The 14,291-nt window shown below is 42.6% G+C and carries 14 protein-coding genes; 3 read left to right on the top strand and 11 right to left on the bottom strand.

Features of this window, described 5'->3' with window-relative positions; all coding sequences use genetic code 11:
• Window positions 1–182: 182 nt before the first annotated feature.
• Window positions 183–308, bottom strand: coding sequence for a hypothetical protein (locus tag AC5JM2_RS16680; protein WP_495835979.1), 126 nt, complete (start codon window positions 306–308; stop codon window positions 183–185).
• Window positions 309–317: 9 nt separating this feature from the next.
• Entirely contained in the window at window positions 318–1,376 is a 1,059-nt protein-coding gene (gene ada / locus AC5JM2_RS16675; RefSeq protein WP_495835978.1) for a bifunctional DNA-binding transcriptional regulator/O6-methylguanine-DNA methyltransferase Ada, read from the bottom strand.
• A 261-nt stretch (window positions 1,377–1,637) separates the two neighbouring features.
• Here ada and AC5JM2_RS16670 point away from each other — a divergent pair, with 261 nt between their 5' ends.
• On the top strand, window positions 1,638–1,952 hold the full coding sequence (locus AC5JM2_RS16670) for a hypothetical protein (protein ID WP_495835977.1): 315 nt from the start codon (window positions 1,638–1,640) through the stop codon (window positions 1,950–1,952).
• Window positions 1,953–2,235: 283 nt separating this feature from the next.
• Here AC5JM2_RS16670 and moeB read toward each other — a convergent pair whose 3' ends face one another.
• The 9 genes from moeB to AC5JM2_RS16625 form a co-directional block, all read right to left on the bottom strand.
• On the bottom strand, window positions 2,236–3,408 hold the full coding sequence (gene moeB / locus AC5JM2_RS16665; protein ID WP_495835976.1) for a molybdopterin-synthase adenylyltransferase MoeB: 1,173 nt from the start codon (window positions 3,406–3,408) through the stop codon (window positions 2,236–2,238).
• Between the two features lie 139 nt (window positions 3,409–3,547).
• Window positions 3,548–4,009: a M67 family metallopeptidase gene (locus AC5JM2_RS16660; protein ID WP_495835981.1), complete on the bottom strand. Its 462-nt coding sequence runs from the start codon at window positions 4,007–4,009 to the stop codon at window positions 3,548–3,550.
• A 391-nt stretch (window positions 4,010–4,400) separates the two neighbouring features.
• Complete coding sequence (locus tag AC5JM2_RS16655; RefSeq protein WP_495835975.1) at window positions 4,401–5,147, bottom strand: sterol desaturase family protein; 747 nt, start codon at window positions 5,145–5,147, stop codon at window positions 4,401–4,403.
• A gap of 59 nt (window positions 5,148–5,206) precedes the next feature.
• Complete coding sequence (locus AC5JM2_RS16650) at window positions 5,207–5,611, bottom strand: DUF4112 domain-containing protein (RefSeq protein WP_495835980.1); 405 nt, start codon at window positions 5,609–5,611, stop codon at window positions 5,207–5,209.
• 229 nt (window positions 5,612–5,840) lie between these two features.
• Complete coding sequence (locus tag AC5JM2_RS16645; RefSeq protein WP_495835974.1) at window positions 5,841–6,584, bottom strand: ABC transporter ATP-binding protein; 744 nt, start codon at window positions 6,582–6,584, stop codon at window positions 5,841–5,843.
• A 241-nt stretch (window positions 6,585–6,825) separates the two neighbouring features.
• Window positions 6,826–7,560, bottom strand: coding sequence for a PEP-CTERM sorting domain-containing protein (locus AC5JM2_RS16640; protein WP_495835973.1), 735 nt, complete (start codon window positions 7,558–7,560; stop codon window positions 6,826–6,828).
• A gap of 184 nt (window positions 7,561–7,744) precedes the next feature.
• On the bottom strand, window positions 7,745–7,969 hold the full coding sequence (locus AC5JM2_RS16635) for a ferredoxin family protein (protein WP_169265985.1): 225 nt from the start codon (window positions 7,967–7,969) through the stop codon (window positions 7,745–7,747).
• Window positions 7,970–8,340: 371 nt separating this feature from the next.
• Entirely contained in the window at window positions 8,341–9,597 is a 1,257-nt protein-coding gene (locus AC5JM2_RS16630; protein ID WP_495835972.1) for an ATP phosphoribosyltransferase regulatory subunit, read from the bottom strand.
• Window positions 9,597–10,523 (bottom strand): J domain-containing protein, encoded by a 927-nt coding sequence (locus tag AC5JM2_RS16625; protein ID WP_495835971.1) that lies wholly within the window; start codon window positions 10,521–10,523, stop codon window positions 9,597–9,599. The genes AC5JM2_RS16630 and AC5JM2_RS16625 overlap by 1 nt, the downstream gene beginning before the upstream one ends.
• Window positions 10,524–11,214: 691 nt before the next feature.
• Here AC5JM2_RS16625 and AC5JM2_RS16620 point away from each other — a divergent pair.
• A complete protein-coding gene (locus AC5JM2_RS16620; protein WP_495835970.1) occupies window positions 11,215–11,379 on the top strand; it encodes a hypothetical protein in 165 nt (54 codons plus the stop codon).
• A gap of 364 nt (window positions 11,380–11,743) precedes the next feature.
• On the top strand, window positions 11,744–14,291 hold a 2,548-nt coding region (locus AC5JM2_RS16615), incomplete at its 3' end, for a non-ribosomal peptide synthetase (RefSeq protein WP_495835969.1).

The raw sequence follows: 14,291 nt of genomic DNA, 5'->3' as shown, positions 1-14,291 counted from the left end.
TTAAATTCGTACCCTTATTTTTTGGAAATTTAGTTTTGCACCGCGAACTAGTCTAAACTCCAGTATGACTCTGGTGATAGAAAAATATGGCAGGTTCTCCAAACTTATCAAAAAGAACAAAATTGATTGACAAATGCTCGCTACTTATCGCATGAAACAGCCCTGCTTAAAAAGAGGGGCTTCTAACCCTGTTTTACCCCAGTTAGCGATCGCCACCCAATAGCTGATGATGTGTCGATGGGCTGATCCAGTACTCGCAACTTACAATTGTGCTCTTTCAAAAGGGCGATCGCCTTACTCAATCTCATCACCGATTGTTAGGCTTCTTGTGCAAGCAATTTTTGTTTACGCTCAATCCCCCAGTGATAGCCGCCAAGATTACCATCCGTTCGCAAGACACGGTGACATGGTATAATGATCGCTACTGGATTCGCACCACAAGCATTACCTACAGCGCGGACTGCCTGAGGCTTACTAATTTCACGAGCGATATCAGTATAGGTACGCGTTTCGCCATAAGGAATTTTCTGCAAAGCCTGCCAGACTTGTTTTTGAAATGCTGTCCCACGTACATCAAGGGGTAAATCGATGTGGGCTATGTCTCCTTTGACAAAATCAAGGATTGTCTGTACCCAGTCTCTGTGTATATCGTCATCACGCACAATTTGCGCTTGATTGAATTCATTAACAAGAAGACGTTCTAGTTGATCTGCTTCATCACCCAATTTCATAGCACAGATTCCTTTTTCTGTTGTTGCGACAAGCAGATATCCTAAAGAACATGGCACGATGGTATAGGCAATGTGTATTCCCTTACCACTACACTGATAAGTCTTTGGTGTCATACCAAGTTGCTTGGATGCTTTTTCATACAGTCGGCTACTTGAGCCATATCCTGTGTCGTAAAGTGCATGAGTAATTTCCTCTCCTTGTTGAAGACGGTGCTTGAGGCGATCGCTCCGAAGTGCATCAGCATATTCAAAAGGGGATACGCCCATTATCTCTTTGAAGACTCTTTGCAAGTAACCTGGACTTATTCCAAAATGAGAACTTAGTTCTGATAAAGTTGGGATACGATCAACTTGTTGTTCAATGTATCGACAAACTGCCAAAATTTTAGCCTTCGTCAAATTCGGAACTATTTCATATTGTGGCTGACACCGCTTACAAGGTCGAAAACCTTCTGTTTCAGCTTCTTGTGGTGATTGAAAGAAACAAACTTGGTTTTTATTCGGTCTTCGACTAGGACAAGTCGGTCGGCAGTATATGCTTGTAGAGCGAACACCGTAGAATAGTTTTCCATCAAAACTGGAGTCTCTATTGAGAACTGCTTGCCAAAAAGTTTCTTCTGTAGTGCTGGTTTGTTGTAATTTCATTGATATCTCGTTAAGATATATCGCTCATGATTAAGGGCTTGAAGTAATACTAGATTAGACGTATGCACAAACTACGTTCTACCCGATTATTGCGATCAATATAGTAATTCTTGTTTGAATCAAATATATAATCCCTACACCCTTACACCCTTACATTTGCCCCAAAAGGACTTGGTTAAATTTCTATCATGTAACGGGAACTTTTTAGAATAAATTCTCTACTTTTGTATTAATTGTTTCAGTTTTTCAGAGGATAAGAGTATGAAACGCTTTAGTGTTGCTCTCTTAACACTTATTGTTAGCACTGGGTCAGTTGTAGCTTTTTCGTCAAATGCTAATGCTGAATCTCGTTATGAGTATTGTCAGCATCATAGCTGCAACAATGATTACCGTGAAGAACGTCGTGAAGAACGTCGTGAGGAACGTCGCGAAGAACAATGGCGACGTGAACATGATCAGAAATTCGATGGGCAGAGGCAGCCTTATCGTTGGTATGACAAACAGGCTCGTGTCTGGCGTGATGGCTATCGTTGGTACGACAATAGAACACACAATTGGCATTATTCCTACCGTTAACTTTTCAGGTTGTCTTAACACGAACAGTTAGGCCCGAAGGATAACATTACTGTTTCCCCTCGGGCCTAAAGTGCGTTGCAACTTGGAATGCTACATCTAGGTTTCAATTCGTACGATTTCCAGCGTAAACATTCGTAGGCACAAGTAGGGCGATTGCCCAAAGGGCAGACGCAATCATGCGTATCGCGTAAAGCAAGAGACGCTTGAAGGCGTATCGCAGCAAACGCCGGATGATAGCTTTGCTACCTGTGTTGCTTTAATCACCCTATGCCTACGATTTCTTCTAATACGTCGGGACTGACGGGTCGATTTCCTTACTCCAGGCATGAATACCACCCTTTACATTCGTGCCATTAACTCCCGCTTCCTTGAGAATGCCAAGGGCTTTGGCAGAACGCATACCTGATTTACAATGAGCAATCAGGCGATGACCGTTGAGTAATTCCTTTACCTTCACAACGCCTGGACCATTTTCAATTTCTGACAAAGGTATCAAAACAGAACCAGAAATTTGGGCAATTTCGTACTCGTGCGGGTTGCGGACATCCAGCAGCACAAAATCATTTGTACCACTATCCAGCAATTGCTTCAACTCTTGGACTGTTATTTCTGACATTTCCATCTGCTGTTTGTCCTCTTGTGCTTTGGCTTGTGGGATACCGCAGAATTGTTCGTAGTCTATCAACTTTTCAATGACTGGACGAACTGGGTTAGGACGCAGCTTTAACTCTCGAAACTTCATGTTCAACGCATCATAAAGCAGCAAGCGTCCACTTAAAGTTGTTCCCTTACCAATTATGATTTTAACCGTTTCCGTTGCTTGGATGACACCAATAATTCCTGGCAAAATTCCCAAGACACCACCTTCTGCACAAGAAGGAACCATTCCTGGTGGTGGTGGTTCAGGATAAAGATCACGATAATTCGGTCCACCTTCGTAGTTAAATACTGTAGCTTGTCCTTCAAAACGGAAAATGGAACCGTAGACATTGGGCTTGTTCAGCAACACGCAAGCATCATTAACTAGATAACGAGTGGGGAAGTTATCGGTACCATCCACCACAACATCATAAGGTCTAACAATGTCGAGAGCGTTTTCCGAAGTCAGACGAGTTTCGTATAAATCAATCTGACAATACGGATTGATCTCTAAAATTCGATTCTTTGCAGATTCAATCTTAGGTTTATTGATCCAAGACGTACCATGAATAACTTGACGTTGCAAATTGGAAGTATCGACAACATCAAAATCAACAATACCAATACGTCCAATACCTGCAGCAGCCAAATACAAAAGCAGAGGTGAACCCAGTCCACCTGTACCAATACATAGTACACTGGCAGCTTTCAGGCGTTTTTGTCCCTCCAACCCCACTTCTGGCAAAATCAGGTGGCGGGAGTAACGTTCGTAATCATCTTTCGTCAGCTGGATTTCATCCAGATTAGGATTGAGCATAGCACTTTAATGAGCAAGAGCGAACTGAACAATTCAAAATTGAAAATATGCCCTATGGGCACGCTACGCCTTTCTATACGCAAGACAGTTTATTGATCCTATCCAAAAACGAGGTGTCTTGAGAAATTGTTAAATACTGTTAAATTTTGTTTTCAATTGCTTCTTGCTGAAACTGGTGGTTATCGTCTAAACACCAATTTTTGATGTCACTCGCTTTGCCATTTTGTACAGAAACAATGATGTAAGAGTATTCCTGCCAAGCACACCGACGGTCAAATTCTGAGGGAATTGCTGGATGGTGGATATGGGAGTGATAGATACCTACGATATTTAGGTTACGCTCACGTGCTTCCCTTTGTGCTTGCAACATGACTTGGGGTGCGATAGCGTACCTTTGCTTCTTACTGTAATCTAATGTGTCATCTTTAGGGAAATCTGCGGCTGTTTCTGCATTCCAGGCATTTTCTGTTGGCATCACTTCTACCACAGTTTTGCCTTCACTTGTCAGATGACCTAGCATGATACCGCAACATTCTTCGGGGTAAGTGGTTTCGGCGTGGGTGTAGATGGTTTGTATGTGCTGTGGCAGGAGTTTGAGAATCACAATAACTATAGCAATCCTATATGAGTTGTGAGAATTTATCGATTAGCAACAAGACGAGCCAGTGCGGTGGGCGGCTCTGCCGACTTGTAGCATCTGGTGAGACCAGCGCTGCAGGAGGGTTTCCCGACCTAGGCGACTGCGTATGCGCTTTGCGCACGCCCAGAGGTCTAAAGCGCAGCGAGACCGAAGGTCTTCCCCGAAGGGCGTGTTTCCCCAAGTGGAGCATCTGCCGTCGGCTCCGCCGACTTGTAGACGCCCACCAGAAGGCTTCCCGCTTTCTTAGCACCTGGCATGCCAAGGACACCAAGAAACAGAGGAGAAAATCTTACGAATTATTTAGGACTAGTGTAGGATACTAAAACTATTTGAATTAGATTCAACGGGAAATTTACATGTGGAACTCATCCTCATAATTAGGGTATTCAGTACCAAGTAGCTTGTCCCAAAACGTGAAGTACAATCCGTAGTGTACTGTGTACTTGCGATGATGTATCAAGTGATGCTTTGAACCGATGAACCACCTTCCAAGCCAGTGGTGGTGGGATGACGAGGGAAATACTTCAAATCCAAGATGGGTCAACACTGCCGATACTGTCATGGTCATGAGCACGGCAACCAAGGTGATTAAATGCAGCGGGACGGTGAAGATGACACCTACAAAAAAGAGTACCTGTATGATTGCCTCCGGTAGGTCGAAAGCGAAAGAACTCCAAGGTGTTGGTTCTCCCGAACGGTGATGCCCATGATGCATCCATTTGAAAATCAGAGGGTGATGAAACATCCGATGGATAAAGTAAAAGTACGTATCCTGAAGGATGAGCACCGCAACAAAGCTAACTCCTAAATACCACAGTCCATACTTATGCAAGTCAGTGTAGAAGAGTGTTACTCCTATACCGTACTTTGATATGAGCGCTGCACAAAGAGCAAAAACGACTGCAGAGAGAACCGATAATTTGATATCCCTTTGAATGGAACCAGCCATCGGCGGCTTCAGACGCAAATTCCGTTTTGCAAGGAACTTTCCTACAACTGAATAGAAGAGCAAGTATGCTCCCCCAGCTATGAGAAAGTATCGAGCAAGAATAACAGCGAACAAGACAAACCAATAGAAAAAAAATGAGTGGTTCGTCAATTTAACGTTCCCTCCAAGCAGTCAGGATAATATAACTCCTCACACCGAAACTCTGATTCTTAAACTTGGCTAACTTTAGTGTCGTAAATTTCACTCCTGACTTGTTCGAGTTCTGGTTCAACTGCTGTGAGATGTTGCTCTAAAATGGCCAAATTACGGATATTGGACTTATAGAAAGCATCAAACAAATCACCCACCAATGGTACTGTGCCAACGACTGCTTCCAAACTAATGTTGAAAATCATTTGGGCTAAGTCTTTAGGTGGTATGCCAAAGCGAGTAGCTAAAAAGATGATGTAAGCTGAAAATGTAGTACTGATTAAATCACCAGCACCTGGAACTAGACCAATAATTGGGTCTAGTCCGACGCGAAAACCGAAAAAAGGAACCCGTATAGACGTATCCATTAATACGCTGAGTTTGCGAATGCGATTGAGAGTAGCAAGGCGTTTGGCAGCATCCATAATTTCCAAGATTTGCACTACTCTTAAATTGCATCAGTTTCGGTTACGAGTCTTGTACCCTGAGAAAGAACACCCATTACATCAGAAGTAGCTTTGCCTTAAGCTTGCTGTTTGACCAATTCGGGGGTATGGGGGTGTAGGAGTGTAAGGGAAAGAACAAATTTTCTTTGTGGTGCACCCCCTACACCCTTACCCCCTTACACCCTTAGTTGTTGACTTGCTCATTTTCTTAGTGCGCCTTACCTGCTCCCAGATACAGTTCACCTACCTTGGGATCATTCAATAATTGCAAACCAGGACCGGAGATAGCATCACGTCCAGATTCTAAGACGTAACCCCGTGAAGCCATTTCCAAAGCTTTACGGGCGTTTTGCTCTACAAGTACGATCGCTGTACCAGTCTGGTTAATTTGTTTAATTTGCTCAAACACCTGTGTTACCAGGATGGGAGACAAAGCTGCTGAAGGTTCATCTAAAAGCAGTAAGCTGGGTTCTAACATCAAGGCTTTGCCCATTGCTAGCATTTGACGTTCGCCACCTGAGAGAGTACCAGCACGTTGTTGACGGCGATCGCCAAGTCTTGGAAACATATCAAATATCTTATCCTTGAGCGGTTTGAGGGGAACATTGCGAACAAAAGCGCCCATTTCTAAATTTTCTTCTACATTCAGCGAAGGGAAGACATTGGCAATTTGCGGTACGTAGCACATTCCCTTCTCAACGATTTGATTCGACTTGAGTCCACCGATATTCTCGCCATTGAAGGTAATTGAGCCTGTGTGGGGAGTCAAAAGCCCAAAAATAGCTTTTGCTAAGGTTGATTTTCCAGCACCATTGGGACCAATTACTGTTACCAATTCCCCCCGTTCCACTCGAAAATTCACACCTTGTAGGATGTCCACATCTTTGATGTATCCAGCGTGGACATTTTTCACTTCTAGCAGGGCAGACGAATCAGTTAGCGAATCAGACATAATGTTCTATATTATTCATACAAAATATATAGCAATCCTATCTGATTCGGTGAATCACAAAGTAGAGACGTTTAACAGGGAACAGGGAACGCTTAACAGGGAACAGGGAAAAGGGAAAAGGGAAGAAGGAATAAAAATGTACCTAGCTCAGCAAAAATCTGCGGAGGAGGCCAATATTAAAATGACATAGGTCAAAAACCTATGTCCTAAGATGAGTCTAAAAGATTACTAAATTTTAAAGTTAAGCAACTTTTGTTTTCTTTTTACGGGTAGCGGTCAAGTAAATTCCGAGTAAAGATACAGCAGCTAAAGTAGTTGGTTCTGGAACCTGAAGAGGTTTGTCAGAAACAGTAATTTGACCACTTGCTACCTCACCATTATCACCAGCTTCTCCAATGTATAAGTAAAGTGGAGTCGTATTTGAAATGGGATTTTTGAGGTTAAACACAACCTTTCCACCATCACCTAAGCTTACCATGCCGAAAGCATTGGCATCAGCACTGGCGTTGGCATCAAAGTATGCAAGTGTTGCAACTGAATTATTAATTTTACCACCCGTTGTGCCAAATAAATCTGTTGAGTCAGCAGGAGAGCGCTGGGTTCCTGGGGTGAATAAAGTTCCCGAGGGAGTAAAATCGAAGACATCTAGCCCTGGTAAGTTTTTGATGTCTGTTGCATTGTTAACTAACACGTTGCTAATCTTGATTGCATCTAAATCAAAGCCGCTAAATTTCCCAGGTTGACCACCTTGGGCGCTGTTGCTATCAGCAATAGCAATGGAATTGATATCGAAGCCAAGATTAGAGAGATCCGCACGGTAAACACCAGTCAAACCGGGGTTACCACCTGTTAAGCCTTCTAACTTTGTAAAATCAACATTCAGTGTTCCTGCTATAGCACTGGAAACTGATACTAGGGTGATTACCCCAGTAGCCAAACTTAATCTCAAGAAATTGCTAATCAGAGCTACACTCATGAATGGTTCTACGTAAGATTACTATACTCACCTATACACAAGTGCACTAGCAATTTCCGAACAATAAATATTTACTGTTACTTTTTGAAATCTTTATCTAGTACTATCAGTGTAAAAACAGGCGGTATCATATTTATATGTAATAGATGATACCGCCTGTTCCAGGACAACGTGATCGTTGAGACTACGGTGTTTTTTGTAATTCTGGTCGTTCTTCTGGAACAATTGCCCCTTCTACTGGACAAACTTGGATACAGATACCACAATCAATGCAGGTGGCAAAGTCAATCCAGTACCAATCAGTTCCCTTGACGTTTTTGCCAGGACCATCATGAATGCAAGCTACTGGACAAGCGTCTACGCAATCAGCGACACCTTCACAGACATTAGTCACAATTGTGTGCGGCATAGTTCCCCTCTACTTGGATCAAAATTGCTGTGTTTAGCCAGCTCTATATAGCCTAGCAATAATACTGAATCACTAGTCCAGCAGTCATTTGTCTTTGGTTTTTTATTAAGACTAATGACCAACAAAGGGGTGTAGGGGAGCCAGTACTGATAGCGTAGCGTGGCACAAAGTGCCATAGGAGGGTTTCCCGACAGAGGTATCTGGCGTGTGTAGGGGTATAGGGGAGCCAGTACTGATAGCGTAGCGTGGCACAAAGTGCCATAGGAGGGTTTCCCGACAGAGGTATCTGGCGTGTGTAGGAGTGTAGGTGAGTAGGAGATATAAAAACAGAAACCGTGAACCACATATTTATCCCTTACACCCTTATACCCTTACCCCCTTACACCCCTAATTGTTGACTCAATCGTCTTTGAACCATCAGCTTTAATCCAAGCAATTTGGTTGATAGTGCGATCGCGTGCATATTGTCGAATCTCATCCGCATCTCGTCCCCCCAAATCCATTTCTACCCGTACCAAGTGAGTCGAGTCTCGAAGTTTTGTAGCGTAAGCAAAGGCAGCTGTGTAAGCATCCGGCGTTTCTGGTACAATCAACCAATTACTTCCTGGCGTCGTTTGTGGTAACCGCCCAGTAGACAAGAGAATTTGTTGTAAACCTTCCAAGAACAGTGCAAAACCTATTCCTGGTATGCTTTCTCCTTTTGGATGATAAAGCTTTAAAAGCTGGTCATAACGACCACCCCGCCCAAGAACCCGCGTTTGTCCATCAGTCTGACTGATGACCTCAAATACAATACCTGTGTAATAGTCAAAGGTTTGTAATAAACTCAGGTCGAGGATGATTTCTATCCCTCTTGCTGACGGTGAATATGTACTCGATTTTACTGAGTGCTCAAGTAACTCTACTAGGTTTTTCAGATTATCTACGACTGCTTGTAGACTCTGGTCTAAACCTAGACTGCTGACTTTTTGCAGAACATCCGCAGGCTTTCCGCGCAAATCTAGCATGATTATGGCGCGTTCCCGTAGTTCATCGCTCAACGGTAAAGTGTCTATGGTTACGCGGTCAAGATGGGCGATCGCACTCCGGACTTTTTCTTGTAGATGAGGGGGAAAAGCTTTGAGGAGCGATCGCGTGATTTGGGCTTCACCTAAAATCAAATGCCAATGGTTCAAACCCAAAGCCTGTAAAGAATCTGCTACCAACAACAGAATTTCTGCATCGGCTAAGCCACTGCCACTGCCCAACAACTCTACCCCAGCCTGATAAAATTCTTGCTGACGGTTGTGCTTCAACTCGCCTGTACGTTGGAAAACATTGGCATTGTAATACAGGCGTTGTGGATAATTCACGCCCGCCATGCGCGTTACAGCCGTGCGAGCAATAGAGGCTGTCAGTTCTGGACGTAGCCCCAAATCCTCATCATTACCATTTTGCAGTTGAATCACCGCAGAGCGATCAATTGCTCCCCCCGCCATCAGCGTATCCATACGCTCTAAGGTTGAAGTGATAATTCTGTGATATCCCCAACGATGAAACACTTGCTGTAACCTGTTTTCTATCCAGCGTTTTTGAGCCACATCTAAGGGCAATAAATCCCTCGCTCCCACTGGAGATTGATACACCATTATTTTTTCTTCCCACCAAACAAACCACCAAACAAACCGCCACCCCCAATATTGGGCGATGCTGTACGCTTCGCACCATTGGGTTTTTGCCCTGTAATCTGTTCAACTTTAAGTCTCCCCGCCAACGCTGTTTCGTCTTTGGGGTCTAATTGCAGGGCGCGGTTAAAGTACACTTTTGCACTCGTGGTTAGATTTTGCTTCAAATAGACCACTCCGATCAAGCTATGGCAACGACTATTATTTGGCTCTAGCTTCAGAGCATCTTGTAATTCTACCCTTGCTTGTGCCAATTGATTTTGTGATATTAAATCTTGAGCACGACGGATGTATTGTAAGACCACCGAGTCTTTCTTTTGTGGTGGAGAAATTACAGGGGCTTTGTTGACTGCTGGTGCATTCGTTGGAATATCTGGTTGAGCAATCAGCGGCGGGGCTGCTGCAAATATTTTGCCAGCACTCCGCATAGTGTATACCAAATTCAACTCGCTGACTAAGGCTATGGTGTCTTGTATCTTGTCTAAAGAGTCATATTGAGTTTCTGCGATTTTGGCAAGTCCACTCTGATAGATATGCTCGAAATGAGGTGCAGTAGCTAACTGCTGAGCCACATCGCTATTGAGTTCCACCGAAGCTGATTCTTGCACCAAACGCTTACCCATTTGCGACAAAATTAAAAGATGTTCCATTCTCTGTTTCTCACCAGAGAGTGTTTCATAAGCTGGATTCACCAGCTTAGATAACAATTCATTAGCAAGTTCTTTTTCCGTATCGTTTTCATCCCTACAGGTATCAGGATGCAAACGGCGGGCAATTTTGAGATAGCGTTTACGAATTTCTTTTATATCTGCATCAATAGGCACACACATAACTGCGTGATAATCTATAAAGTCATATTTAAAAAATCCACGATTGAACTTGAAAGACATAGAGTTGCACGATCATCTGTTGACTAGCAGTTGGATTTATCTAGTTTACTATACTTATATTAAAGTTAGTTTTTTTACAAAAAAGGCTTAGATCAGCGGTTTACTAAAAACAGGGCAAACGCATCTTACATTAGTCTTGACAAAAACCTGAATAAGTGCAGAAACAGGAGAACAAGAATTTATTGTTTGATGGGTTTTTCAGGGGTTAAGACGATGCCTCCGGCAAACCCCAGAGTGTCTACGCTTAGAATCTTGTCAAGAAGTATGCATTAATGCGATTATTCTGGAGTTTATTGACATTGAGAAGTTATTGTTGACACGGGGCGCGTTTGGCCTGCGTACAGAACTTACGCGCTCCGTGTACTAGTACAAGGTCAGCGGAAATAAAACACCCATATTCTGCACCGAAGCAGCTCCGCGTCTACAAAATCAACGAGAAGCCTAGATCATAAGCTTTTTGACTTTTGACTTTTGACGAACGCCAGCGGCACTAGTCTAGTTTTTTATTCCCTGTTTTTATTCTTTTAAATATCTCCTTAACTGTCTTAACTGTCTTAACTGTCTTAATTACGTATTACATTTTTTTGATAAGATTGAGAGGTTTTTGAGCATCTTTAATCTAAATTCTGCGAAATAATCACAAAAATCTGAGAAATGTTTGAACCAAAACGTAAGATTATAAGTAACTACAATGGACGAAATTGTTAAAAAAGTTGCTAGTATAGGTTTTCCTGAGGTAATTCTTGTGATTATAACTGTCGCATCAGAAGGTAGTTCAGCTGGTATTGCAGCAACTCTCACAACCTTGGGAAGACTGTTTGGCATCGTAAGAGGTATTCCCTCCTTGAACCAATAACAGTTGCAGAGGATGCTGTAGTAGGATATGGAATTGAAGCTATTCTCAAGACTATTTATTATGCAGAAAGCAAAACTGATGCAATCTCTCCAATCAAAAGGATTAGATGGTCTGATCACTACTTCTATGTTGAAGGGAAAGCAGTACATTAAGCGAGTAAAGAATTACGGGATTAAGCACATTGTCCTTTTCTATGCTGTTTATGATTGACTGCTTGTTAAATTTGCGATAATGTAATTTAGTCAGGGTGGGTAACTTCTCTTTAAAGTTTGAAATATCTTATTATTTATTTGTTTACAAAAACTCTATTCACATACTCTCTCTGGTGTAGTCATCAAGATTGTAATGATTTTAAGGAACTCCAATGAACAGAATTGTAAACACAACTTACCCCCTCTCCTCTGGTCAAGAAGCAATGTGGTTTATCTACCAAATGGCTCCAGAGAGTGTTGCTTACAATATATTTATTACAGTAAAAATTAATTCATATTTAAATATTGCCGCTGTTACCCGTGTATGGGAAAAAATTATTGAAAAGCATCCTATTCTTAGAACCACGTATACCACCTTTGACGGTAAACCCATTCAGCAAATTAATGAAGATCCGAAATTTAGTATTGAGGTTATAGATGCCAGCAATTGGAGTGAAAATTACTTAAAAGAGCAAATATTTGCTGAAGCTGACCGCCCTTTTAACCTAGAAAAAGATTCAGTTGTAAGGGTTAATTTATTTACTCAATCAGTAAAAGAACACGTTCTGTTGCTAACAAAGCACCACATTGCAGGTGATATGTGGTCTATGGATTTACTGCTGAGTGAATTTCAAGCTTTGTATGCTAATGAAATCGAGCAAGTTAGTCAAGAGCAGACACAAGCAGCCGCAGATTCTTTAACTCAAAAGAAATCTTATCTAGAGTTTGTCCGCTGGCAAACAGAAATGCTATCTAGTTCGAGAGGAGAAAAACTTTGGCAATACTGGCAAGAACAACTAGCTAGCGAATTGCCAATTTTGAATTTGCTAGCAGACAAACCCCGCCCCCCAATACAGACTTATCAAGGGGCAGGACATATTTTAAAGCTAGATGAACAGTTAGTTCAAAAATTAAAGAATCTAGCTTTAACTTCTGGAACAAGTCTTTATAAGATTCTGCTAACAGCATTTTACGTGCTACTTTACCGCTACACGAATCAAAAAGACATCCTCATAGGAAGCCCAATGAGAGGTCGAGGGGGTGGAAAGTTTAAAGACACTGTTGGCTACTTCGTTAATCTGAATGTCTTGCGGGCTTCCATAGAGGAAACCGTGACATTCAAAGAATTTCTCGCTCAAGTCAGCAACAAGGTAAAACAAGCCCAAAAGCATCAAGATTACCCTTTTTCTCTCTTAGCAGAACAACTTCAGCCACAGCGAGATCCAAGTCGTCGTCCTTTGTGTCAAGTTAGTTTCACTTGGCAACGACAACGTTGGTGTGAACCAACAGAGAATTCATTCCACAGTGGAGAACAAGTGCTTCAAATGGCGCCATACTTGCTCGGACAACGCGGTGCCGACTTTGAGCTAAATTTAATAGTGATGGAAGCTCAGGGAGCTTTGCAGCTGTGTTGGCAATATAATACTGATTTATTTGAGGCTACTACAATCGCGCGCATAGCAGGGCCTTTTGTGACCTTGCTTGAAGGTATTGTAGCTAATCCTCAAGAGCAGATTTGCCAATTACCTCTGCTAACAGAAGTTGAGCAAGAGCAGTTATTTGAGTGGAACAATACTCAAGCTGATTACCCCTCTGATAAGTGTATTCATCAGTTGTTTGAGGAGCAGGTAGAGCGTACACCCGATGCAGTGGCAGTTGTGTATGAAAATCAACAACTCACCTATGAGCAATTGAACTGTCGTGCTAACCAATTAGCCCATTACTTGCAATCTTTGGGCGTAGGAGCGGATGTGCTGGTGGGATTGTGTGTGGAGCGTTCTTTAGAGATGGTCGTGGGACTGTTGGGGATTCTCAAAGCGGGTGGTGCTTATGTGCCACTTGATCCTGAGTATCCTACTGAGCGTTTAAGCTTTATACTAAAAGATGCTCAAGTTCCAGTGTTGCTCACACAAAAGCATCTAATCGAGAGGATACCTGAACATAGAGCTAACCTTGTATATTTGGATACTGCTAACCAGGAGTTTGCCCAAATCAGCGAAATTTGCGGTAAAGTAAAACCATCAAATCTAGCCTACGTACTTTATACCTCCGGTTCTACAGGTAGACCAAAGGCAGTAGCTATAGAGCATCACAGTCCAGTTGCTTTAGTAAGCTGGGCGCAAAAGGTTTTTACACCAGAGCAACTTGCTGGTGTCTTAGCTTCTACCTCTATATGTTTTGACCTCTCAGTTTTTGAGTTCTTTGTTCCTCTGAGCGTAGGAGGAAAGGTCGTTATAGCTCAAAATGCTTTACATTTATCCACGATTACTACTGCCAACCAAGTCACTCTGATTAATACAGTTCCAAGTGCGATTGCTGAGTTAATTCGAGAGAAGAGTTTACCACAGCAGGTATGCACAATTAATTTGGCTGGTGAAGCTCTGCAAAATCAACTTGTGCAGCAAATTTATCAGCACAGTCAAGTCAAGCGTGTATTCAATCTTTATGGGCCTTCAGAAGATACCACCTACTCTACATTTACCCTGATACAAAAAGGGACGAGTAACTCACCGACCATCGGGCGCCCGATTTCTAACACACAAATTTACATTCTTGATCAATATCTACAGCCAGTTCCTGTAGGTATACCAGGAGAATTGCACATTGGTGGTGCAGGATTGGCACGCGGCTACCTCAACCGACCAGAATTGACCAACGAGAAATTTATCGCCAACCCGTTTAGCACGGATCCCGATTCCCGCCTCTATAAAACAGGGGACT

This window comes from Brasilonema angustatum, from assembly GCF_059505445.1.
The sequence above is the reverse complement of the archived record's forward strand: the minus strand, read 5'-3'. Positions and strand labels throughout refer to the sequence as shown.

Excerpts from the sequence above, each read along its gene's own strand:
- AC5JM2_RS16680 (WP_495835979.1), bottom strand. The coding sequence starts at position 308 with ATGAGATTGAGTAAGGCGATCGCCCTTTTGAAAGAGCACAATTGTAAG.
- ada (WP_495835978.1), bottom strand. The coding sequence starts at position 1,376 with ATGAAATTACAACAAACCAGCACTACAGAAGAAACTTTTTGGCAAGCA.
- AC5JM2_RS16670 (WP_495835977.1), top strand. The coding sequence starts at position 1,638 with ATGAAACGCTTTAGTGTTGCTCTCTTAACACTTATTGTTAGCACTGGG.
- moeB (WP_495835976.1), bottom strand. The coding sequence starts at position 3,408 with ATGCTCAATCCTAATCTGGATGAAATCCAGCTGACGAAAGATGATTAC.
- AC5JM2_RS16650 (WP_495835980.1), bottom strand. The coding sequence starts at position 5,611 with ATGGATGCTGCCAAACGCCTTGCTACTCTCAATCGCATTCGCAAACTC.
- AC5JM2_RS16645 (WP_495835974.1), bottom strand. The coding sequence starts at position 6,584 with ATGTCTGATTCGCTAACTGATTCGTCTGCCCTGCTAGAAGTGAAAAAT.
- AC5JM2_RS16640 (WP_495835973.1), bottom strand. The coding sequence starts at position 7,560 with ATGAGTGTAGCTCTGATTAGCAATTTCTTGAGATTAAGTTTGGCTACT.
- AC5JM2_RS16635 (WP_169265985.1), bottom strand. The coding sequence starts at position 7,969 with ATGCCGCACACAATTGTGACTAATGTCTGTGAAGGTGTCGCTGATTGC.
- AC5JM2_RS16630 (WP_495835972.1), bottom strand. The coding sequence starts at position 9,597 with ATGGTGTATCAATCTCCAGTGGGAGCGAGGGATTTATTGCCCTTAGAT.
- AC5JM2_RS16625 (WP_495835971.1), bottom strand. The coding sequence starts at position 10,523 with ATGTCTTTCAAGTTCAATCGTGGATTTTTTAAATATGACTTTATAGAT.
- AC5JM2_RS16620 (WP_495835970.1), top strand. The coding sequence starts at position 11,215 with ATGGACGAAATTGTTAAAAAAGTTGCTAGTATAGGTTTTCCTGAGGTA.